Source organism: Aquirufa sp., from assembly GCF_044377215.1.
Taxonomy (GTDB): domain Bacteria; phylum Bacteroidota; class Bacteroidia; order Cytophagales; family Spirosomataceae; genus Aquirufa.
In genome coordinates this window covers 1-20,923 of the sequence record NZ_JBILJM010000037.1, presented here as the reverse complement: position 1 = coordinate 20,923, position 20,923 = coordinate 1, and the positions used below count along the sequence as shown (strand labels likewise).

20 protein-coding genes are annotated in these 20,923 nt (G+C 44.6%); 11 read left to right on the top strand and 9 right to left on the bottom strand.

Features of this window, described 5'->3' with window-relative positions:
* Positions 1-99: IS3 family transposase (locus ACIQ6T_RS09975; protein ID WP_395784421.1), on the top strand; the 99-nt coding region annotated here is incomplete at its 5' end.
* 149 nt (positions 100-248) lie between these two features.
* On the opposite strand, the gene ACIQ6T_RS09970 is transcribed toward ACIQ6T_RS09975, so the two are convergent.
* A complete protein-coding gene (locus ACIQ6T_RS09970) occupies positions 249-1,292 on the bottom strand; it encodes a lactonase family protein (protein ID WP_395785956.1) in 1,044 nt (347 codons plus the stop codon).
* 138 nt (positions 1,293-1,430) lie between these two features.
* On the opposite strand from ACIQ6T_RS09970, the gene ACIQ6T_RS09965 reads away from it, so the two are divergent.
* Positions 1,431-2,051, top strand: a complete 621-nt coding sequence (locus ACIQ6T_RS09965; protein ID WP_395785954.1) for a flavin reductase family protein — start codon at positions 1,431-1,433, stop codon at positions 2,049-2,051.
* 29 nt (positions 2,052-2,080) lie between these two features.
* Positions 2,081-2,506, top strand: coding sequence for a VOC family protein (locus ACIQ6T_RS09960; RefSeq protein WP_395785952.1), 426 nt, complete (start codon positions 2,081-2,083; stop codon positions 2,504-2,506).
* Between the two features lie 66 nt (positions 2,507-2,572).
* Here the strand turns inward: ACIQ6T_RS09960 and ACIQ6T_RS09955 are convergent, their stop codons facing one another.
* The gene (locus ACIQ6T_RS09955) at positions 2,573-3,943 is read right to left on the bottom strand and encodes an MFS transporter (protein WP_395785950.1); all 1,371 of its coding nucleotides are present in this window, start codon (positions 3,941-3,943) and stop codon (positions 2,573-2,575) included.
* Between the two features lie 268 nt (positions 3,944-4,211).
* Between ACIQ6T_RS09955 and ACIQ6T_RS09950 the strand changes: the two genes are divergently transcribed.
* The 4 genes from ACIQ6T_RS09950 to ACIQ6T_RS09935 all read left to right on the top strand — a co-directional run bounded on the left by ACIQ6T_RS09950 (position 4,212) and on the right by ACIQ6T_RS09935 (position 7,604).
* Positions 4,212-4,817 (top strand): gluconate 2-dehydrogenase subunit 3 family protein, encoded by a 606-nt coding sequence (locus tag ACIQ6T_RS09950; RefSeq protein WP_395785948.1) that lies wholly within the window; start codon positions 4,212-4,214, stop codon positions 4,815-4,817.
* Between the two features lie 18 nt (positions 4,818-4,835).
* Positions 4,836-6,551: a GMC oxidoreductase gene (locus tag ACIQ6T_RS09945; protein ID WP_395785946.1), complete on the top strand. Its 1,716-nt coding sequence runs from the start codon at positions 4,836-4,838 to the stop codon at positions 6,549-6,551.
* A gap of 220 nt (positions 6,552-6,771) precedes the next feature.
* Positions 6,772-6,978 (top strand): helix-turn-helix transcriptional regulator, encoded by a 207-nt coding sequence (locus ACIQ6T_RS09940; RefSeq protein WP_395785944.1) that lies wholly within the window; start codon positions 6,772-6,774, stop codon positions 6,976-6,978.
* Entirely contained in the window at positions 6,975-7,604 is a 630-nt protein-coding gene (locus tag ACIQ6T_RS09935) for a hypothetical protein (protein ID WP_395785942.1), read from the top strand. The genes ACIQ6T_RS09940 and ACIQ6T_RS09935 overlap by 4 nt, the downstream gene beginning before the upstream one ends.
* Here the strand turns inward: ACIQ6T_RS09935 and cysM are convergent.
* From cysM to bshC, 4 genes are read right to left on the bottom strand one after another with little or no spacing between them, the layout of a single operon-like run.
* On the bottom strand, positions 7,590-8,465 hold the full coding sequence (gene cysM, locus ACIQ6T_RS09930; protein ID WP_395785940.1) for a cysteine synthase CysM: 876 nt from the start codon (positions 8,463-8,465) through the stop codon (positions 7,590-7,592). The genes ACIQ6T_RS09935 and cysM overlap by 15 nt on opposite strands.
* A gap of 1 nt (position 8,466) precedes the next feature.
* Positions 8,467-9,267 carry a serine O-acetyltransferase gene (locus ACIQ6T_RS09925; RefSeq protein ID WP_395785938.1) on the bottom strand — a complete coding sequence of 267 codons (801 nt, stop codon included), beginning with the start codon at positions 9,265-9,267 and terminating at the stop codon, positions 8,467-8,469.
* Positions 9,264-10,298 carry a tRNA 2-selenouridine(34) synthase MnmH gene (gene mnmH, locus ACIQ6T_RS09920; RefSeq protein WP_395785936.1) on the bottom strand — a complete coding sequence of 345 codons (1,035 nt, stop codon included), beginning with the start codon at positions 10,296-10,298 and terminating at the stop codon, positions 9,264-9,266. Before mnmH ends, ACIQ6T_RS09925 begins: the two co-directional genes overlap by 4 nt.
* A complete protein-coding gene (bshC, locus tag ACIQ6T_RS09915) occupies positions 10,299-11,837 on the bottom strand; it encodes a bacillithiol biosynthesis cysteine-adding enzyme BshC (protein ID WP_395785934.1) in 1,539 nt (512 codons plus the stop codon).
* 105 nt (positions 11,838-11,942) lie between these two features.
* Here bshC and ACIQ6T_RS09910 point away from each other — a divergent pair, with 105 nt between their 5' ends.
* Complete coding sequence (locus ACIQ6T_RS09910) at positions 11,943-13,109, top strand: PorP/SprF family type IX secretion system membrane protein (protein ID WP_395785932.1); 1,167 nt, start codon at positions 11,943-11,945, stop codon at positions 13,107-13,109.
* Here ACIQ6T_RS09910 and ACIQ6T_RS09905 read toward each other — a convergent pair.
* Together ACIQ6T_RS09905 and ACIQ6T_RS09900 are read right to left on the bottom strand one after the other, a co-directional pair.
* Complete coding sequence (locus tag ACIQ6T_RS09905) at positions 13,106-13,561, bottom strand: NADH-quinone oxidoreductase subunit A (RefSeq protein ID WP_395785930.1); 456 nt, start codon at positions 13,559-13,561, stop codon at positions 13,106-13,108. The two genes, ACIQ6T_RS09910 and ACIQ6T_RS09905, sit on opposite strands and share 4 nt — an antisense overlap.
* Positions 13,554-14,180, bottom strand: a complete 627-nt coding sequence (locus ACIQ6T_RS09900; protein WP_395785928.1) for a DedA family protein — start codon at positions 14,178-14,180, stop codon at positions 13,554-13,556. Before ACIQ6T_RS09900 ends, ACIQ6T_RS09905 begins: the two co-directional genes overlap by 8 nt.
* Before the next feature lie 102 nt (positions 14,181-14,282).
* Here ACIQ6T_RS09900 and ACIQ6T_RS09895 point away from each other — a divergent pair, with 102 nt between their 5' ends.
* From ACIQ6T_RS09895 to ACIQ6T_RS09885, 3 genes are read left to right on the top strand one after another with little or no spacing between them, the layout of a single operon-like run.
* The gene (locus ACIQ6T_RS09895; protein WP_395785926.1) at positions 14,283-14,666 is read left to right on the top strand and encodes a hypothetical protein; all 384 of its coding nucleotides are present in this window, start codon (positions 14,283-14,285) and stop codon (positions 14,664-14,666) included.
* 38 nt (positions 14,667-14,704) lie between these two features.
* Positions 14,705-19,018: a CusA/CzcA family heavy metal efflux RND transporter gene (locus ACIQ6T_RS09890; RefSeq protein ID WP_395785924.1), complete on the top strand. Its 4,314-nt coding sequence runs from the start codon at positions 14,705-14,707 to the stop codon at positions 19,016-19,018.
* Positions 19,011-20,120 (top strand): efflux RND transporter periplasmic adaptor subunit, encoded by a 1,110-nt coding sequence (locus ACIQ6T_RS09885; RefSeq protein WP_395785922.1) that lies wholly within the window; start codon positions 19,011-19,013, stop codon positions 20,118-20,120. The genes ACIQ6T_RS09890 and ACIQ6T_RS09885 overlap by 8 nt, the downstream gene beginning before the upstream one ends.
* On the opposite strand, the gene ispE is transcribed toward ACIQ6T_RS09885, so the two are convergent.
* Positions 20,117-20,923: 4-(cytidine 5'-diphospho)-2-C-methyl-D-erythritol kinase (ispE, locus tag ACIQ6T_RS09880; protein ID WP_395785920.1), on the bottom strand; the 807-nt coding region annotated here is incomplete at its 5' end. The two genes, ACIQ6T_RS09885 and ispE, sit on opposite strands and share 4 nt — an antisense overlap.

Below are 20,923 nucleotides of genomic sequence, written 5' to 3'. Positions count from 1 at the left end.
AGCTACCTTAAATACTATAATCATGAACGAATAAAAATGAATCTAAATGGAATGAGCCCAGTAGAATACCGAGCTCATTATGTCAAATCTATTGTTTAATTTTGTCCAATAAAATGGGTGCACCTCATACCTCGCGTCTATTTAAAAAAGACGCAACGTATTGCGTCTCTACAATTCGACTTCGGACTATAGACTCCGGACTAACGTCCAACGTCTGACGTCTAGCGTCTAATTCCTTCGCGTCTTTTTTATTTCTTCAAAAACAAGAGGGCCACCGGCTGCTTCACCTCGATGTCCTCTTGGTTATCAGTTAGTTCGCCATTAGTAAATGCAAACTTTTGAATGCGATTTTCCCCTTGGCACGCCACATAAACAAATCGCCCACTCGGGTCAAACTGAAAGTTTCGAGGCATCTTGCCGACGACATATTCTTTATGGTCACGCAATTCACCGGAAGGTAAAACGGCTAATACGCGAATGGAATTTTGAGTTTTGCGGTTAGAGGCCAACAACCATTTTCCGTCAGGCGACAGGTGCAAATCTGCACTTGCGTGGTTCGGATTTCCAACGCTTTGGTCTATCACAATCCGTTGCAGGTGCGTAAATTCATTCGCATAAATACGAAAAACATCTACCGTCCCGCTCAATTCCCCGAGCACATAAGCGATATCCCCCGATTTATTAAATACCATATGCCGCGGCCCCGTCCCTTTCGGCAATTCCACATCCTCATATTGCGTCGCCACAAGACCATTAGCGAGTAACGCATGCACATGTATTTTATCCGCCGCCAAATCCGTAACGACCAATTGGCCTCCATCCGGCATAATTACCGCCATGTGTGCTTTACTCGGTTTCGGGTAGATGATGTTTTGGCTGATCGGCTGTAGGATTCCCCCTTGGCTTTGGAATACACTTAAGTTCCCTCCCATGTAATTAGCAACATAAACGGTTTGACTGGCGTCGCGAAAAAGGACGTAACAAGGAGCGTCTCCTTGTGTCAACTGGGTACTCAGACGCGAAAAAGTGCCCTTTTCTTGCTTATAGGAGCTAATTGCGCCTTTGCCGTCTATTTCCTCGTGGACTGAAAAGAGGTATTGTTGGTCCTTCGATAAGGCCTGAAAAGAAGCCTGTGACTGCGCTACGGCGTGTACCATTTTTCGGGTTTGCGGATCGATAATCTCGATGCCGGGATTTCCTTGGCGCGTATATGAACCTACGAGCAGATTTACGGTGGACGAATCCGGTGTTTGATAGCTCAGCATGGCCAAGGCGATATTTATTAAAATCATTTTTTTAGCTTTAGCTACAAATTAACTGATTTACCACAGCAAAACCGCGTTGTCTACCTACATGTTTTTCGAGATTTGACTTATTTGGGGTCGACCGTGAAAGTGTAAACAAAATGGGCGGTAACGCGTTAGATAAACATGAAACATTTTTCTTTAGCTGATTTGGCGGATTGGGATCGCTTTACCCGGGCCAACTTCGTGAATTCCCTATCTGGCTTTAAAAGTGCCTCATTGATTGCTTCGCAGGATAAAGACCAAAATCTCAACCTCGCCATCTTTAGTAATATCGTGCACCTCGGCGCAGATCCTGCCTTGATCGCTTTCGTGAATCGTCCGCTGGAGGCCGCGCCGCATACCTTGCGTAATATTGAGGCGACAGGATTTTATACGATCAATCACATTTCAGTAGACCAAATTTCCCAAGCACATCAGACCAGTGCCAAATACGCCGATGGCGTGAATGAATTTGCGGAAGTGGGTTTAGAACCAATGTATCAGGCCGACTTTCCCGTGCCGTTCGTTGGCGGAAGCCCTGTGCAATACGCCATGAAATTGGAGCAAATTATTCCCATTGAACTGAACAACACGTTTTTGGTGATTGGTTCTTTGCAACATGCATTTGTGGATCCGGCTTGTATGGATGCCGACGGGTTTTTGAATTTGGACGAAGCAGGCAGCGTGGCATCGTTGGGGTTATCGGCCTACTATGACATGAATTTGGTGCAAAAATTACCCTACGCACGCCCTGTGCTAAAATAATTAGCCTTATTTTAGGTGTTTCAAACCAAATGAAAACACCTATGAAAATCGATTTTATCCATAAAATCCAGCATATCGGTATTCCTGCGCACGACCTGGAAGTTTCCATTCCTTTTTACGAGCGCCTTGGTTTTGAAAATGTGATGGAATCTCCCTTCGAGTTTGACGGTGGTTTTGGCACATGCGTGATGATGAAAAATCACGAGGTGATTGTTGAATTATACCAAATGCCTGCGAAGCAATTAGCTGAAATTAAGCAACGCAAAAATGGGCACGTGGATCATTTTGCCATCGATGTGGCTGATGTGGACCATGCGTTCGAAACGTTAAAAAAAGCCGGATTTGAAATCTTGGAGGCCACGCCTACCTTTTTACAATTCTGGAAAAATGGCACCCGTTTCTTTAATGTTAAAGGGCCATCTGGAGAAATCATTGAGTTCAATCAGATAATGTAAAGACGCGAAGTGTAGCGTTTCCACAAATACAGGTCCAACGTCTAACGTCTGATGTCCAGCGTCTAATTAATCCATTAACGCCTTTCCCTTCGTCTCTGGCAAATAAATGACCCCTATAATTACGGTCATGGCAGCGAGTCCGATCGGATAGAAAAGCCCCGCAAAATTAGAATGCGTCACGGCGCCTAACCACGTTGCCACAAATGGCGCGCAACCGCCAAATACCCCATTCGCAAAGTGATAGGGGATGGAGAGTGAGGTATATCGAATTTTGGTAGGGAATAATTCAACTAAAAATGCGGCAATTGGACCATAAGCCATGGCGGCAAACGTGACCAAGCAGGTACAAATAAAGGCCAATTGCACTTTACCCGTCATCGTTAAGAAATAGGCGTCACCTACGAGGGTTCCTTCTTTATCTACGATGTCCGACATCCACGCGAAGAGTGGATAGTAGAAAATAGCAGCTAGAGCCATTCCGCCCAGCATCACCTTTTTCCGACCAATGAGATCCGATAGACTACCAAAATACACGAAAAGCGGAGTTCCGATGACAAGCGAAGCCGCAATGATGAGATTCGTTGTCGTAAAGTCCACCTTTAAAATTTTATTGATAAAGATCTGTGCGTAAAATTGGCCCGTGTGCCAAACCACCCCTTGGCCCACAATCGCACCAAACATGGCCACCAACATCAGTCGGCGATTTTCTTTACTCGCAAACGCTTCCTTCAATGGATTTTCAGATAAGCGACCCTCCGCTTTCAACTTCGAAAACAGGGGAGATTCGTGCATGTTCCGACGAATAAAATAGGAGACGATCACCAAAATACCAGATAAGGCGAAAGGTACACGCCAGCCCCAATCCCGAAATACGGCATCTCCCATCAATTTTTGCGATACCAAAATCACGATGATGGACACGAAAAATCCAAGTGTTGCTGTCGTCTGAATGTAAGCCGTATATTTTCCGCGCTCCGCATCTGGGGCATATTCAGCCACATACGTAGCCGCGCCGCCATACTCACCACCCAATGCCAATCCCTGAATAATGCGAAGTAGAAGTAAAATGGCCGGAGCTACTAGGCCGATTTCCGAGTAAGAAGGAATGAACGCAATCGCGAATGTGGATCCGCCCATGAGGAGGAGGGTCAATAAAAAGGTGTATTTCCGACCAATGCGATCGCCTAATCTACCAAAAATCACCCCACCAAATGGCCGAGCCACAAAGCCCGCGCCAAAAGCAGCCAACGTTGAAATAAACGCGGCCGTTGGGTCTTCTTTAGGAAAAAAGGAAAGGGAGATGATGGCTGATAAACTGCCGAAAATATAGAAATCATACCACTCAATCACGGTGCCCACGGATGAGGCGATAATCACTTGCCAAAGCTTCTTAACGGGTATTTTATTATTATCAAAAATAGGCGCACTTTCTTGCATAAACGAAAATTTAAGTGGGACGTCGGCAGCGTGTCTCGCCGCTCGTCGCGACACAAAAAACACAAAAAACGCGCTAAAATCCTATTGTTAAACTGATAAAAATAGCCATCTAATTGATAAATAACGATTTAACTAATCGGCAGATTTAGTGTTATAGCATGAAAAAGCTAAATATTTCCTTGAAAAACGAAGAAACTGATTAATTTTGTCACTTGTCAAAACTCAACCTGATTTAGGCATTTGGCCTAAACAATTTAACTTAATAACTATGCTTAAGAGAAGAGATGCTGTCTCCCGCATTGCGATGTTAGTGGGCGGTGTATTTAGCGCACCAACCCTTTTCGCCATGGAGGCAAAAAATGCCGGCCTAATTGCTGAACCGGGTACATTTTCGCTGACCGACATACAACGTAATATCGTCGCTGCTGTCGCTGAACACATTATTCCGAAAACAACAACGGCTGGCGCAATTGATGCTGGCGTTCCTGCCTTCATCGAAATGATGCTGAATGATTGCTACAAAAAACCAGAACACGTTAGTTTCAAAAAAGGGGTAGATAATTTGGCAAAAGCTAAATTCCTGAACCAATCAAGCGATGCCCAAATAGCGATGTTGACATTGTTAGAAGCAGACACCAAAGAATTAATGCGAAGCTATTCTGCGAGCAAAGTGAAGGTGGGCGACAACGTAGACAAAGATGTTTTAGAAGGCGCGGGCGGTGTTCCATTCTGGCGCGTGATGAAAGAGTTAACGATGTTGGGCTACTATACATCCGAAAAAGGCATACAAGCTTCCTTCGTTTACGAACCGGTTCCAGGCCGTTTTGAAGTTATTTCCGACATGAAGCCGGATCAAAAATCATTCGCTTATTAATCCCAAACGACACAAAAAATGAATCTAAATATAGATGCAATCAAGACCCAAACGTTTGACGCTATTGTCATCGGATCCGGAATCTCGGGTGGTTGGGCCGCGAAAGAATTAACTGAAAAAGGACTTAAAGTTGCCGTGATGGAACGTGGTCGCGAGATCAAACACATCGAAGGCTACGAAACAGCAAATAAAAATCCATGGGAATTCGACCACCGCGGTCGGCCTAGCAACATGGCTGCCGAGGAATATTGGGCAGGAATGCGCACCGGATACACGGTGAACGAAGAGCACCGTTACCTATTCGAAAACGATAAGCAAAATCCATACATCGAGAAAAAAGGCGGATTCGACTGGATTCGCGCCTACCACACGGGAGGTAAATCGTTGTTATGGGGTCGCCAAACGTACCGTTGGAACAGAGAGGATTTCTTGGCCAACGAGAAAGAGGGAATCGGAACGCCATGGCCTATTAACTATGATGATTTAGCACCCTGGTATTCTTATGTAGAGAAGTTTGCCGGTATTTCAGGTCAAGCAGAAGGCTTAGATGTCTTGCCTGATTCTGATTTTCAGCCAGCCATGCAAATGACTGCTCCCGAGGTGCATTTTAAAAATGAAGTGAACAAAAAATTAGGTCGTCCCGTGACGGTTGGCCGCGTAGCTCACTTAACAAAACCGGGGAAGCAACAAACAGATTTAGGTCGGTCATCGTGTAATTACCGAAACAAATGTATGCGCGGCTGTCCTTATGGCGCGTATTTCAGTTCACTTTCGGCGACTTTGCCTGCGGCACAACGTACGGGCCGTTTGACGATGATTCACAACGCCATTGTTTCCGAACTTATCTACGATGAGAAATCACAAAAAGCAAAGGGAGTTCGCGTAATTGATCAAAATACGCTCGAGTCCAAAGAGTATTTTGCGAAAATAATTTTCGTGAATGCGGGAGCGATTGGTTCTACGTCAATCTTAATGAACTCGAAATCGAACCGCTATCAAAATGGTTTAGGGAATGATTCGGACCAATTAGGCCGTAACATCATGGATCACCATTTGGGAGTTGGCGCAAGTGCAACCGTCGATGGATTCAATAAAGACTATATGTTTGGTAGTCGTCCAAACGGCTTATACATTCCCCGCTACCGCAACTGGGGCAAGGATAAGCGTGGATATTCACGCGGTTTTGGTTACCAAGGTGGCGCTAGTCGGGAAGGCTGGGGCCGAGGCGTAAGCCAAGATGGTTTTGGGGCTGATTTCAAAGAAAGCTTAACACATCCAGGCCAATGGACGGTAGGTTTTGGTGGTTTTGGTGAGATTTTACCAGATCCCAATAACCGTTTCACGCTTAGTGACCAAAAAGATAAGTGGGGTTTACCTGTTCTTTCGTTTGAAGCGAATTTTGGTGAAAATGAATTGAAAATGCGTTTAGACATGATGAATGACGCTGCCGAAATGCTAGAGGCAGCCGGGTTCAAAAATATCAAAGCTTACAATGGCCAAAATACGCATATCGGGTTGGGAATCCATGAAATGGGTACGGCACGTATGGGGACTTCAGTAAAGAATTCCATCGTAAATAAAAATAACCAAGTACACGAGGTGAAAAACGTATTCATGACAGACGGCGCCGCGATGGCATCTGCCTCTTGCGTGAATCCTTCATTAACGTATATGGCGATGACAGCTCGTGCAGCCGATTTCGCTGTTAGTGAATTGAAAAAACGAAATTTGTAATCAAGTTTATGTTGGAAAAAGGTCGGCGGGAATTTCTCGCCGACCTTTTTTTTGCCCTTTCTCATTGCGACAGATGCTGTCATTGCAGTGCATTCCCGTGCAACGTAGCGACAGGCGCTATAAGTAAGCTTATATTAATTGGTATTTTTATGTCAAATGATTGGTTTATTCGAAACTAGCATTCATCTTCCTTGAAATTATTACCTAACCCAACTAATATATGAAAACCAAACATCTCTTTTCGGTGCTGTTGATTAAATCGCGGCAATCGAAAAAATTAACCCAGAATCAAGTCGCCCGAGCCGTAGGCGTCAGTCAAAGTGCCTATAATTATTGGGAGTCTGGGAAACATTATCCAAACGCAAAAAAATTATTTAATCTGACAAAAGTACTCAGTATTCCCATTGAGGAAATGCTAACCGCTTGAGTGAACGATCCTTGGAGTCGGCCGACTTCAAGGATTTTTTCTTTACCTTTATGCCCGTTATGCAAATTCAATCCCGCATTCGTTTTCTGTTTGTTCTCCTCCCTTTTTTGTGGATGATTAGTGCCTGTCAGGAAGAATCTGCCCCTACGCAAAAACAACTTTATTTTCCCCTAGCGACCTATTTGCAGCAAGAAATTGTTCAGTTGCAAAAACATCCTAAGCGGGTTCATAAAACCGTGATTTTGGATGGGAAATCAGAGGTTAAGGTCCTGTCAGATTTGGCGTGGGAAAAGGAATGGGCGCTCTTTATTGAGTCTGATTTAAATAAACCGGCTTTTGATAAAAGCTATGACAATCTATCTGATGATGGGTTTCGTTGGTACTCCTTAAAGATTGGAGAAAAATTACCCGTGAAAAAATTGAAGATCCAGTTGGACGCCCTCGATCGTCCTGCATCCATTGAAATTGAGATGTCTCAGACGAATTTCCTATTTGACACGCAGAAGAAAATGCACATGAATTTTTCGGATGGTAAGGTGCAAACCTATTCCATCGAAGGCACACAGCAGATGCGCTGGGGTTCGCCTACGCGTTATCAATTGGTCGGGATCCTACTCCCCAAATAAACCGCTCGATAAATAGCGATCCCCTCGGTCGCAAATAATGCATACGATCAAGCCTTCTTCAAGTTCTGAAGCCAACCGGACACTTGCAGCCACACCGCCACCACTACTCATCCCACCAAATACACCTTCTTCGCGTGCTAGTCGGCGCGTCATAATTGTCGCCTCTTCCTCCGAAATATCCATAATCCGATCCACACGTTCCGGTTGGTAAATTTTTGGTCGGTATGCAATCGGCCACCGACGAATCCCCGGAATTTTAGAGCCCTCGGTGGGCTGACAACCTACAATTTGAATCGCGGGATTTTGCTCTTTTAGGTACATCGACGTCCCCATGATGGTTCCGGTTGTCCCCATCGAACTCACGAAATGGGTGATTTTCCCATCCGTATCACGAAAAATTTCGGGGCCTGTCGTTTTGTAATGGGCCAAATAATTATCCGGATTTTCGAATTGATTCAATAAAATATATTCGCCTGAGGCAGCCTTTTCTACCGCATAATCTCGGGCAGATTCGATACTTTCAGTTAGCGTTACTTTAGCACCAAAAGCTTCCATCGTTAGTATGCGCTCTCGGGTGGAATTCGAAGGCATTGCCAGTTCGATCTCCAGTCCAAACAACCGAGCAATCATCGCTAGGGCGATGCCCGTGTTGCCCGAAGTTGCCTCAATTAATTTAGTCCCCGCCTTAATTTCTCCTCGTGCCAAAGCGGATTCAATCATGTTTTTGGCCGCGCGATCCTTCACCGAACCCCCGGGATTATTTCCCTCAAGTTTACCAAGGATGCGTACGCGCGGATTCGCATGCAATTTTGTTAGTTCAACAAGCGGCGTGTTGCCCACTAAATCCAATAATGTAGACATCCTATTCTTCGATTACTTTTAAATTCTCTTGGTGGTAAATTTTGGTATTGGGGGCGACCGAGCGAGTTAGCCATACGTTTCCACCGATAATCGCGTTTTTACCCACAACGGTCTCCCCACCTAAAATCGTAGCGCCTGAATAGATCACCACACCATCTTCGATTGTTGGGTGACGTTTCGTGGAGGCCATTGATTTGGTAACGGATAATGCACCTAATGTTACTCCCTGATATAATTTTACGCGTTCGCCAATCACGCACGTTTCGCCAATCACAATACCCGTTCCATGGTCCATGAAGAAATAAGGCCCAATATCCGCGCCAGGATGTATATCAATTCCCGTTTTAGAATGCGCATATTCAGTTAAAATACGTGGCATCAAAGGTACCTTTTCCAGATGTAATCCACGTGCCAAACGGTAAAACGCCATCGCATAAAATCCCGGATAGGTTCGTATGACTTCATAATCTGTCGTAGCAGCCGGATCTCCATCCACCATCGCTTGCACATCCGTTAGAAGTAAGGAATAAATCTCCGGTATGCGCGCCATATAGCTTTTTGTGATTTCTTGCGGCGTCCCAGGTAAATCTTTGCTCATCGTATGCAGGATACTTTCTAGTCCATGTTCGATGCTTTCCCAAACCAGCTGTAGGTCGGCCAAGTTCACCACGTGTTTCCGTGTTTGCTCCGGAAAAAGCGTTAAGACTATTTTGGTAAATAGCTTCTTGATGTCAGACGTCGCCGGAAAAGGCTTCGTTTGCGCATGTCGGTCTAATATTTGGTTTAAAAATGCGTCGTTCATCTGTTGTTTATAAAAAGAGGGTGGGCCATGACAGCATTCGTCTGCTGTATTGGTTCGCAGGTGTCAACCACCAAACGCTGAATTTTTTCGGTAGCCCGATTTTCTAATCCATGCACATAGGCTTTATCGTAATAATGCAATGTTATCGCAGCAACTTCAGCAAAATTACCCGCTTCTAATGCCTCATGTGCATTTTTATAATGATCTCCTCCGAGTCGTTTTTTGATTTTATCAATCGCCTGCGCTAAATCTTCTTTGGGATAATGGGCATAAACGTCAACCAAGTGTGGTAATCGGTACTGCGCTTCAATATCCAAAAATAGGACAGGCGCGTCACGCAATTGGTCGTAAAAAGATGAGCCCATAAATACTTTTCCAATGTGCCGACTCTCATCTTCAACCCAAATGGGCTTTGCATAATCCATTTGCATTAATTGGCTCGCCAAAATATTTTCAAAATGTTCTGAGCTAGGCTGCGGCTCCAATCCTAAATGGCCAAAAGCAGAACCTCGATGATGCGCAATGCCTTCTAAATCAACAACTTGTACGCCACGTCGCTGCATTTCAAGCAATATTTCGGTCTTGCCGCTACCTGTTTTACCTCCCAAAACACGTAAAGGGATGGTCTCTTCAAATTTGGAAAGGACAAAATTTCGGTAGGCTTTGTAGCCCCCCTCAAGGAGTTTGACTTGTATTCCGGCTGTTTCCAAGAGCCACGCCATGCTACCAGAGCGCATGCCGCCGCGCCAGCAGTGCACGTAGACGGTATTGTCAACCGCTAGTTTTTTTGCTTTTTTGACCCATTTGGCAAGTTTAGGGCCAACGAATTCAAGCCCGAGTTCAACGGCAGCATCTTTATTTACTTGTTTGTAAGTTGTCCCAACGCGTGCCCGTTCCTCATCCGTAAATAGGGGAAATGAAATTGCACCTGGAATATGTGCTTGTTGGAATTCGCCTGGTGAACGCACGTCAAGAATCGGTCCGTGTGCTGCGGCCGTGACAAATGCATTGGGTTCTAATTTTTCAGGCATCTAGGGATTGAGTACAGTTAATTCAAAGGTAAGTGGATCAAATGCGGCAAATAACGCATCTAAAAAAGCAGGATTAGACAGATAAAATTCCAGGAAATTCGTATGCCGCTCTTGCCACTGTCCCGCGGGAAATAAATCCTGCTTCACTGCGGTTAGTTGGCGCAACCCCGTCTCCTGATTTCGCTCCTCTGCCTTACGCATTTTTTTTGTCAAACGTTCCAATCCTTTTTGCCAGCGCGTTTCTTCTGCAAGAACCGCGGCTTCCAATGTCTCATCAATCGCCTGAGCTTTTTGAGCAATTTTGTTCATTAGGGTAGATAATCGTTCGTGCTCATCATTTAAGTCCAATAAATTTTTTGTGTGCTTATCGATGAATTTCGTCCGTAGTACGTGCGGCTCTTGAAATAAATCCAATATGGATAACTCCAGTTTTTCCAATCTTTTTTCTACCAAAGGAGGAACGATTAACGCAAAATTTCGCGGCAGTAAAATAGGGAAAGGAACTTGATGTAAATCAAAAATCTCTTTAAGCTGAAACCAATAACCTACTTCAGCAGGTCCTCCCAAATAAGCTAAATTTGGCAAGATCATTTCTTGATACAAGGGCCTTAAAACAACATTAGGGCTGAAGTTTTCCGGATGAGTCGCAATCTCAGCTTTGATTGCTTCTGCGCTGAAACGGATATCTGTGTTTAACACATGGTAGTTTCCGTTTCTGTATTCAATACGCTCCCGAAGACCCCCTTTCATGTAGAAAAAGTTGATTTCACGTGCGTGAATTTGCGGCTTATAGCCTAAGCCAACTAATTCCGCGTCTGTATTTTCGACAGGTTTTTGGTGGGCTTTTTGGAGCACATCCGCCTCCATCACAGGTCTAATTAATTCTTTTAATCGGGCATCATCTGCATCGATGCAGACTAAACCTGTAGCGCCAAACAAGGCATGCATGTATTTTCGTACGGCCTCAGTTAGCGTTTCGCTGCTTTGGTAAGCCTCTTTAAAAATTGGAATTCCTGATGGTAACTGGCTGATCAATTCAGCTAGGTCGGCTGTCTTAAAACGTCCAACGGCCCCTGTCTGCTTACTTGTACAGTTATATGTTTTACCGAATAAATGCAAGTGGTTAATCTCATCCCAATCGTGGTCTTCGGTGGCCATCCAATAGACAGGTATAAATTTGAACTCGGGATAGGCCTGCTGTAATTTTCGGGCCAAATTAATGGTAGAGACTAATTTATAAATTACATATAATGGACCCGTGAGCAGGTTAAGCTGGTGCCCAGTCGTCACCGTAAATGTTTTTTCGTCGCTTAAGCAGGCGATGTTGGGGGCATCTGAAATGTTTTGGTATTGTTCGCTAAGTACGTCAACGAGCACCTGCCTATTAATTGATTTTTTTTGATCTATTTGGGCGCGGAAAGATTCCAAGGTAGGCGTTGCTCCATATAAAGGTTTCAGCTCAGGTTTGCCGGCTAGGTAATCGAGGAGTAATTTTGAGAAGCCTGGAACGCGTTGTAGCGGGTAGCTTTGAATGGGCATATCGAATGGTGTTGTTGCGTTAATTTTAAAAACCCCGCATATTTCCGAAAAGTTCTAACGAATTTAAATATATTTAGCCGAAATTTGTGGTTCTATTAAGCGCGAATGAGATTTTTAATCATCCTTTTTTTATTCTTGGCTTCGATTTGTGGGTTTGCCCAACAAACCCCACAGTTTTCCCAATTCATGATGAATCGGTTTTTGTATAACCCGGCCTTTGCAGGTTTTGAGGATTATTGGGATGTGCAAACAGGTTTTCGGACGCAATGGACAGGGATTAATACGGCAAATCGGACGTTTTATACAACAGCTAATTTTGCTTTTGACAAATCAGATCGCACGTCTACCGGCATAACGCCGTATATGTCCAAGACGATTCGTCGGAACTATTCACCTACGTACATCCGCAAGAAAACCCGCAAAGTGAATTTTCACCAGGGCGTAGGCATGCAATTGCTTTCGGATCAAATTGGTCCCATCACCAGCATGTCGTTGAGCGGTACATATGCGTATCATTTGTCTTTGGGTGGGGAGCGAAAATTAGCTACGGGGGGCTCGATTGGGTATTACCAGCGGGTTCTTGACATGACAAATTTAAATGTCAGAGATGCCGGAGATCCATTTGTCACGTATTCCAATTCATCCGGATTGCCTGCGGGAAGGATTTCCGGCGGTCAATCGTTGATCAATGTAGGTGCCCTATATTACACGCGTAAATTTTATGTGGGCCTTTCCGCAAACCAACCGGTTTTTGGGGATTTCTTTTACACCAATAAGAGCGGTGATAATGGACAAGAAACACGTAATGCTATTTATGATCCGTTGATTGATGAGGTTTCAGCAGATGAGACGATTGATCCGGATCGAAAACTTTGGTTATTAGCACAATTGAATTTCAAGAAAAATGGGGCCACCCAATGGATGGGAACGGTCGCTCCCACCGTCTTTTTCCAAGCTGGCCTCGATATCACGTCTGGAGAACATTGGACTTATTCCCCTGCGGTTTTGGTCAAATACATGAAAGGGGCGACGCTGGTGGCGGAAGCCAATATGCGCGTGAAGTATGATGAGCAATTCTGGGTAGGTGGTACGTATCGGCATAAGGATGCCATCGGAATCATGGTAGGTGCACATCTATCGAATGCATTGAATTTGACTTATGTGTACGAAACACATTCGAATGGGTATGCGCGTCAGTCGATGGGCTCGCACGAAATTGTATTGGGGATGAAATTTAGGAATCGGATATTCTTATCGAATCCTGCTTATTAACTTTTATGAAAGGAATCGTAGGCTTCGGTCGGCACTGGGCTTTCAATATCAGTAGACTTAATTTCAGGTTTTTCCCAATCTAAATAGCCTCTTTTCCAAGCAAAAGCTAGTCCTAGCGCAAGAATACCCACAAATATTAACATTTCAACTAGCGCAAAGGCGGACCAACCAGCCGCGGCCGCAGTAAGTGATTTGTCACGAAATACAACAGCCCAAGGGAATAAGAATACAAGCTCCACTTCAAAAAGGACAAATAGTAAAGCGACTACGTAAAAGCGTGGATTGAAACGGGTATTTGCATTACCAACTGGCGCTTCGCCAGACTCATACGTGCTCAATTTTTCCTCATTCGGCCGATTGGGGCGAATAAGCCGAGCTAAAGTCAGCACGATGGCCATAAACAATATGCCAGCCAAAATAAATGCGGCTACATAACCGAACTGCTCAATCATCTTTTTTTCTAAATTTCAAATAGCCTTTGACAATTGTAAATGTAGTGATCCCCAAGAAAAACAATATGATGTATTGGACATAATTGATAATCCAAGGGAAATGTTGGCCCATATAATATCCGCCTGCGACTAAAATGCCTACCCACATGGCGGCGCCAACAATATTGAGTACAATAAAACTATACCAAGGCATATGGCTAATGCCCGCTAAAATGGGGGTAAAAGTTCGTACAACAGGCAAGAATCGTGAAATAACTAAGGCCATAAAGCCGTATTTTTCAAAAAAATCACGGGTAGACTCAAGATGTTTTTTCTTAAAAAAGAAACTATCGGGCCTGCGTTGAAGTGAATTTCCAAAGAACCGACCAAATAAATAACCCAAAAGTGAACCGATAACCGCCGCGAGGAAAATGCTTATCATAATGGTGGATAAGGGCTCTTTAAGGACACCTGTACCGCCAAAAACCCCGGTGAGAAATAAGAGGTAATCTCCCGGAAGGAAAAAGGCAAAAAATAAACCGTTTTCAGCAAAGACAATGAGGGTAATCACCAGAAGGCCAGAGCGAATGATCGTTTCTGAGTCCGTGAGCTGATGCCACAAAAGATTTATTTCATCCATATTTTCTGAAACCCTGCGCGGGGTTTAACCTACCTCCCATTAATTTTTAAAATGGAAGCTTAAATATCCAATTAAATTTCGAATTTTTTCTACATTTGAGCTATGAAAAACGCGTTAGCCCTTTTATTGTTCACCCTTTTCTTTTCGGGAAGTCTTATCCCGAAGGTAGGTTTAGAGCAATCTTTTAAGGCCAATGAATTGCTAAAGCATTTTCAAGATCACCAACAAATGAGTCCCGAGGGGATTAGTTTTGCCGACTTCCTTTGGTTGCATTACTCAGCTGACTCCAATCATACAAAAACGAGCCAACATCCCACCCTTCCTGCATTTGATATGAGTGGCGCTTTTGGCTATGTTTTACCTACTTTTACATTGATGCTCCTTATTCCTACCTTACTTGCGTGCGTTGTTCGTTTACGTTCTCGGTGGGAAAACCAATACCAATTCTCGTATGTACGTGTAGTTATCGCGCCGCCCCGGGCCTAAAAATCAATTCGATTTTTTAGGTTACTTAAACGAGCAATATGATAAATTCCATTATTTCATTTAGTATTCGAAACAAACTGGTTGTATCCCTGTTTGTCATCGGTTTAATCGCTTGGGGGGGCTATTCTTTGAGTAAGCTGCCCATCGATGCCCTGCCTGACATCACATCTAATCAGGTTCAAGTGATTACCCAATCTCCTGCCTTGGCCGCGTCCGAAGTAGAGAAATTTGTCACTTATCCGCTGGAGATTTCCCTTAGAACCATTCCCAATGTTAAAGATATTCGGTCCGTTTCGCGCATGGGACTGTCCATTATTACCGTGGTTTTTGAGGATGCCGTGGCGATGGAGGTGGCGCGCCAACAAGTCTCCGAGAAGTTGAAAGGCGCAGAGCCATACCTCTTAAAAGGCGCCGGTGTTCCCGAAATGGCACCTATTACGACTGGTTTGGGGGAGTTTTACCAATATACGTTGGAGGTTGACCCCGCGTTTGAAGATCAATATTCATTAGCTGATTTGCGCACCTATCAAGATTGGATTGTGAAACGTCAATTATTGGGTATTCCAGGCGTAGTGGAAGTTAGTTCTTTCGGAGGGCACTTGAAGCAATATGAGGTGGCGGTTAATCCGGAGCGCCTTCGCGCACTGGGAATTCAGGTAAATCAAGTATTTACAGCGTTGCAAAATAGTAATTCCAATTCGGGCGGCAGTTATATAGAAAAAGGTACGGATGTTTATTTTATCCGATCTGAAGGAATGTTGACCTCGCTGGCTGATATTGAGCAAGTGGTCGTTACCCAACGTGGTCCCGGTGGTATGCCAGTACTCGTGCGCGATGTGGCGACCGTGCAATTTGGGAAAGCCATGCGCTATGGAGCGATGACCCGGAATGGAAAAGGAGAGGTTGTGGGTGCGGTGATGTTGCTGCTAAAAGGAGCAAGTGCGAATAATGTCGTCAAGGATGTAAAGGTCCGCATGGATGAGATTCAAAAAACGATGCCCCAAGGGATTAAAATTGTGCCCTTTTTGGACCGCAGTGTGTTGATTGGGAAGTCTATTTCGACCGTAGAGAAAAACCTGATTGAGGGAGGATTAATTGTCGTGTTTATTCTGGTACTCTTGTTGGGCAACTGGCGTGCGGGATTAATTGTCGCGTCAGTCATTCCGTTGAGTTTGTTATTTGCGTTTGCAATGATGCATATCTTTGGCGTTTCGGCCAATTTGATGAGTTTGGGTGCTATTGATTTTGGTTTGATTGTGGATGGTGCGGTGATTATTGTGGAATCAATCATTCACCGACTGCACTTGCATCGAAAGGGAGAAATGCTGAGCCAAGATGCCATGGACGAGGAAGTAAATGTCTCGGCGCAGGCGATATTCCAGTCGGCAGCATTCGGAGTGATCATCATTTTAATTGTCTATTTCCCCATCATGGCTTTGGGAGGTATCGAAGGTAAAATGTTCCGCCCGATGGCCCAAACGGTTAGTTTTGCGATTGTTGGTGCCTTAATCTTGTCCTTGACCTATGTTCCGATGATGGCGGCTTTATGTCTAGATAAGAAAATTAGTCATGAGATTACAATTGCAGATCGCATCATGAACTTCTTATACCGCGGTTATAAGCCTATTGTAGATTGGGCGTTGAAACGTCGTAAGCAAGTGGTTATCGCATCTGTACTATTGTTGGGCGGTAGTTTTTATGTCTTTTCGACCTTAGGGGGCGAATTTATTCCTGAATTGAATGAGGGGGATTTCGCAGTTGAAGTCATATTGCCTACGAATGCGTCTTTGAGTCAAAGCATTCATGTAAATACGGAGGCGCAAAAATTATTAATGAAGGAGTATCCAAATGAGATTAAGCAGGTGGTATCGCGCATTGGTGCGTCTGAAATCCCAACGGATCCCATGGGAATTAATGCCTGTGATTTACTAATCATATTAAATGATCCGAAAGAATGGACCAAGGCGGAGACGATGGAGGAACTTGAGGCGAAGATGGATGAGTCCTTGAACGCATTTCCTGAAGTGAATTTCGAATTTACCCAGCCTATCCAAATGCGCTTTAATGAGTTAATCGCTGGAGTGAAATCAGATATTGCCATTAAAATTTTTGGGGAGGATTTAGAGGAATTATTTTCCCATGCGACGGAGGCGGCGCGTTACATACGTAAAGTGAATGGGGTGGGTGACATTAAAGTGCAGCAAATCGATGGTATTCCTCAGTTGGTCGTGAAATATGATCGGACAAAAATGGCCCAATATGGCATTGAAGTTGAGACTGTAAATCAACTCATCAAAACGACCTTTGCGGGAGAGACGGCAGGAATCGTGATGGAAGGCGAAAAACGATTTGATTTGGTGGTTAGGATGGATAGTGCGCATCGCACGGACATACAGAATTTACGGGAATTGTATGTGGAGCGTCCTGAAGGGGCACCGATCCCGTTGCAGGAAATTGCGCAGGTTGATTTTGAAAATGCACCGGTTGAGATTGCGCGCGATAATACGCATCGCCGGATTACCATCGGAATTAATGTGCGTAATCGGGATGTGGAAAGTGTCGTGGCGGATATTCAAAAGATAATGAAAGATAAAGTTGTCTTGCCTGCTGGATATTATGTGACGTATGGGGGAACGTTTGAAAACTTACAGGCAGCGAAATCGCGTTTGGGATTAGTTGTTCCAATTGCGCTGGTACTTATTTTTGTCTTGCTTTTCTTTACGTTTCAATCCTTTTTGGAGGCATCAATTATTTATTTGGCTATTCCCCTATCGGCGATTGGTGGAATATTTGCCTTGTGGATTCGCGGGATGCCATTTTCTGTTTCTGCGGGGATTGGATTTATTGCTTTGTTCGGTGTGGCCGTATTAAACGGAATTGTCTTGCTGTCTTATTTTAAGCAATTGGCTTCCGAAGGACTCTCCGTGGCGGAACGCTTGCATAAAGGCTTAGAATTGCGGTTCCGACCGGTAATCATGACAGCCTCGGTGGCTTCTTTGGGATTTTTACCGATGGCCTTGAGTACTTCCCCGGGAGCGGAGGTGCAGCGTCCTTTAGCTACAGTGGTGATTGGCGGTTTGATTACGGCGACTTTCTTGACGCTGGTCGTGATTCCGGTTGTGTATTCGATTTTGATGATACGTCGGGAGCGGAAATTGAAGGCGAATTCCTCTGCATTAACCCTTTTAATCTTGTTATTTGGTTTTGGTATTTCTGCACAAACACCGCGTTTATCTTTGGATCAATGTTTAGAGTTAGCGGCTAAAAACAATGCACTATTGAAAACGGGGGGCTTGGAAGTGCAAACGGCTCAGGACCTGATTGCCACGGGCCGCGAATTGCCTAAGGGGACATTGGATTTTCAGTATGGAAAAACGCAAACCTACTTTAGTCAAGATTATACCGTGATTGCGAATCAGAGCATCCCTTGGCCTTCATTATTAAAGGCACAAGTGAAAGCGCTGACGGCACAAAAGCTTTTGGCAGAAAAGCGCCTGCAGATCACTCGAAATCTAGTGCTCTCTTCTGTGAAATGGACTTATTCGCAAATTTTACTACAAAAGAAGCAGTTGGAATATTTACAGGTGCAGGATAGTATTTATGTCCAAATGAAGCGTGCGGCTACGCTCAAATTTAAGGAGGGGGAAACGGGGAAGTTGGAATTGGTGGCTGCGGAGGCGCGATTGCGGGAGTTCCAACAAAGGCAAAAGGCGCTTTTATTGGATATGAAGGCAAATTACCAACAGCTTGGCTATTGGCTCAATCGCACGGAACCATTTGAGATTCTAGGCTTGGAAAATAGCATGCTGGTACTCAAAAAGGGCAAGGATTTGTCCGACACCCCCTATGTTCAATTGCTGAATGAACAAATTGAACAAGGTAAACTACAAACGGCCGTTGAGCGTCAAAAGTTAATGCCCGATATTCGCGTAGGTGTGGTGACACAAAGTATAGAAAATCAAGGTGGTCAGAATTTTCTGCAGGCAGGACTTTCCATTCCTATTTTCACGAAGGGTCAAAAGGCGCGCGTAGCTGCGGCAAAAAGCCAAGAACAAGTTTTTGAAAGTCAAAAAACGCAAGGCCTCGCACAAGTAACGGCTGAGCTTTCGGGCTACGTAACGCAGCTGGAGAAATACGTAGGCTCCTTGCAGTATTACCAAGAAACAGGTTTGGCGCAAGCGGCATGGCTCGAGAAAACGGCTTTGAAAAGTTACCAACAAGGCGAAATTGAATATGTGGAGATGCTGGCAAATACCCAGCAGGCTTGGCAAATTCGGGAACAATATTTACAAGAGGTTTTGGCATACAACCAATCCATCATTCAAATCGAAACTATTTTAGGCAATGAATAAGTACATCATCATATTAATCGCTGTGCTTGGAGCAAGTTGCGGCAAAAAGGAGATAGCTGAGGAGGCACAAACCCCCACGGTGATTCAATTAAATTCGGATCAAAAACAACGCGCTGGAATTGTCTTAGGGCAATTAGAAGAGCGCGAGATGTCTGAGAGCATTACATGTACCGGCCTTGTGGATGTTCCACCCATTTCACAAGCATCTGTTTCTATCCCGATTCCGGGGTATGTGAAATCAACGTTTGAATTATTGCCGGGCAAGCATGTGGCGAAAGGGCAGATTTTGGCTACTTTGACGAGCTTGGATTTTATTCAAATGCAGCAAGAATATTTACAAGCACAAAGCCAAATGAGTTTGTTGGTTTCTGAACGATCGCGCCAACAAGTTCTTCAGGCGGAGGAAGTGGGGTCGAAGAAAAAGTTTCAGCAGTCGGAGGCCGACTTAGGTAATTTGCAAGTACTTAGTAAGTCTTTGGCGTTAAAGTTGGAGATTTTGGGATGTGATATGAAGTCGTTGGCGCAGGGAAATATCAGTTCTACGCTAACGGTTAGATCGCCGATTGAAGGGTATATTGACGATCAGTCGTTGGCCATTGGTAGATTTGTGTCCCCCACGGATGTGTTGGTCAAGATTGTGGGTGTGGCACATAAGCATGTTGAATTAAAGGTTTTTGAGCGGGATTTGGCGAAAATCAAGTTGGGGCAAGTGATTGAATTTACTGGCAATGGGGTTGCAGGGAAAGCCAAGGTATTTTTAGTGGGGAAGCAGGTAGATTTAACGACACGATTGACGCCTATCCATGGTCATTTTGTTTCGGAGGCTGCGGAGGCCAATTTTACGGTTGGGCAGTTTGTGAACGCAGAAATTCAGGTAGGTACGCAGCGGATGTTGACAATACCACAGGCGGGCTTAGCACGCGTGGGAAAAGGAGGCTTCATTTATGTGGAGACTGCGAATGGTGCGATGAAGCAAATTCCGGTGGATGTTCGAGGTGCCACGAAAGAGTTTGTTGGCATTATTCCGAAACAAGTACTGCCTGCGGGAAAAGTGGTTATTCAAGGCGCATCTGCTCTGGAAGCTATTTTTGCAAAGGATTAAGGCATAAATCCATGCCAGTGCGGGTAGGATTTCCAGGTTTCAGGTAGATCGATGGCTTGGTCAAATAGGCCAAAAAGTGTAGAACCTGAACCACTCATGGCTGCATATATGGCGCCATGTTCATGCAATTCTGCTTTAATTTGCGCAAGTATGGGATATTTGGGAAAGAGGCTTCCTTCAAAATCATTGGAGAGGGTCCCTTTCCATGTTTCTGGCAGCGCGCTAATTACTTTACTAATTTTAATAGGAGCTTTTTTAGGTTTTATTCCGGCAAAAGCTTCTTGAGTAGATATGCCAAAATCAGGATAAATCAATACGAGGTATTTGCCGGCAAGATTCAAGTCAATGGGCGTTAGAATTTCACCTCTTCCTGTTCCGATTTGCGCTTTTTCGGTTATAAAAAAGGCGCAGTCACTGCCGAGTTGGGCGGCATAGGGAATTAATTGTGCATCGGTCAATGGCAATTTAAAAAGGTCACGCAGCCCTTTTAGTGTAAAGCTGGCATCGGAAGATCCTCCGCCGAGTCCGGCGCCCATCGGTATTACCTTGTGTAGGTGAATCTGTACGGGCGGGAAATTGTGGTCAGCTTTTAGTGCTTCGTAAGCACGAAAGCACAGGTTTTTCTCGATTGGGCCTTCGATGTTTAATCCGCTTGAAGTGAAACTAAACTGCTCGCTTTCGGTGATCTCGAGCACATCGGACCAGGGAACGTGAACGAAACAGGTTTCTAAATCATGAAATCCGTCCGGACGTTTCTTGGTAATGTAAAGGCCTAGGTTAATTTTTGCGTTTGGGAATAGGAT

Coding starts and splice junctions, on each gene's coding strand:
- ACIQ6T_RS09925 (WP_395785938.1), bottom strand. CDS start 9,267: ATGAACGACGCATTTTTAAACCAAATATTAGACCGACATGCGCAAACG.
- ACIQ6T_RS09900 (WP_395785928.1), bottom strand. CDS start 14,180: ATGGATGAAATAAATCTTTTGTGGCATCAGCTCACGGACTCAGAAACG.
- ACIQ6T_RS09910 (WP_395785932.1), top strand. CDS start 11,943: ATGAGATTTTTAATCATCCTTTTTTTATTCTTGGCTTCGATTTGTGGG.
- ACIQ6T_RS09895 (WP_395785926.1), top strand. CDS start 14,283: ATGAAAAACGCGTTAGCCCTTTTATTGTTCACCCTTTTCTTTTCGGGA.
- bshC (WP_395785934.1), bottom strand. CDS start 11,837: ATGCCCATTCAAAGCTACCCGCTACAACGCGTTCCAGGCTTCTCAAAA.
- ACIQ6T_RS09960 (WP_395785952.1), top strand. CDS start 2,081: ATGAAAACACCTATGAAAATCGATTTTATCCATAAAATCCAGCATATC.
- ACIQ6T_RS09945 (WP_395785946.1), top strand. CDS start 4,836: ATGAATCTAAATATAGATGCAATCAAGACCCAAACGTTTGACGCTATT.
- cysM (WP_395785940.1), bottom strand. CDS start 8,465: ATGTCTACATTATTGGATTTAGTGGGCAACACGCCGCTTGTTGAACTA.
- mnmH (WP_395785936.1), bottom strand. CDS start 10,298: ATGCCTGAAAAATTAGAACCCAATGCATTTGTCACGGCCGCAGCACAC.
- ACIQ6T_RS09905 (WP_395785930.1), bottom strand. CDS start 13,561: ATGATTGAGCAGTTCGGTTATGTAGCCGCATTTATTTTGGCTGGCATA.
- ACIQ6T_RS09970 (WP_395785956.1), bottom strand. CDS start 1,292: ATGATTTTAATAAATATCGCCTTGGCCATGCTGAGCTATCAAACACCG.
- ACIQ6T_RS09940 (WP_395785944.1), top strand. CDS start 6,772: ATGAAAACCAAACATCTCTTTTCGGTGCTGTTGATTAAATCGCGGCAA.
- ACIQ6T_RS09890 (WP_395785924.1), top strand. CDS start 14,705: ATGATAAATTCCATTATTTCATTTAGTATTCGAAACAAACTGGTTGTA.
- ACIQ6T_RS09885 (WP_395785922.1), top strand. CDS start 19,011: ATGAATAAGTACATCATCATATTAATCGCTGTGCTTGGAGCAAGTTGC.
- ACIQ6T_RS09955 (WP_395785950.1), bottom strand. CDS start 3,943: ATGCAAGAAAGTGCGCCTATTTTTGATAATAATAAAATACCCGTTAAG.
- ACIQ6T_RS09950 (WP_395785948.1), top strand. CDS start 4,212: ATGCTTAAGAGAAGAGATGCTGTCTCCCGCATTGCGATGTTAGTGGGC.
- ACIQ6T_RS09965 (WP_395785954.1), top strand. CDS start 1,431: ATGAAACATTTTTCTTTAGCTGATTTGGCGGATTGGGATCGCTTTACC.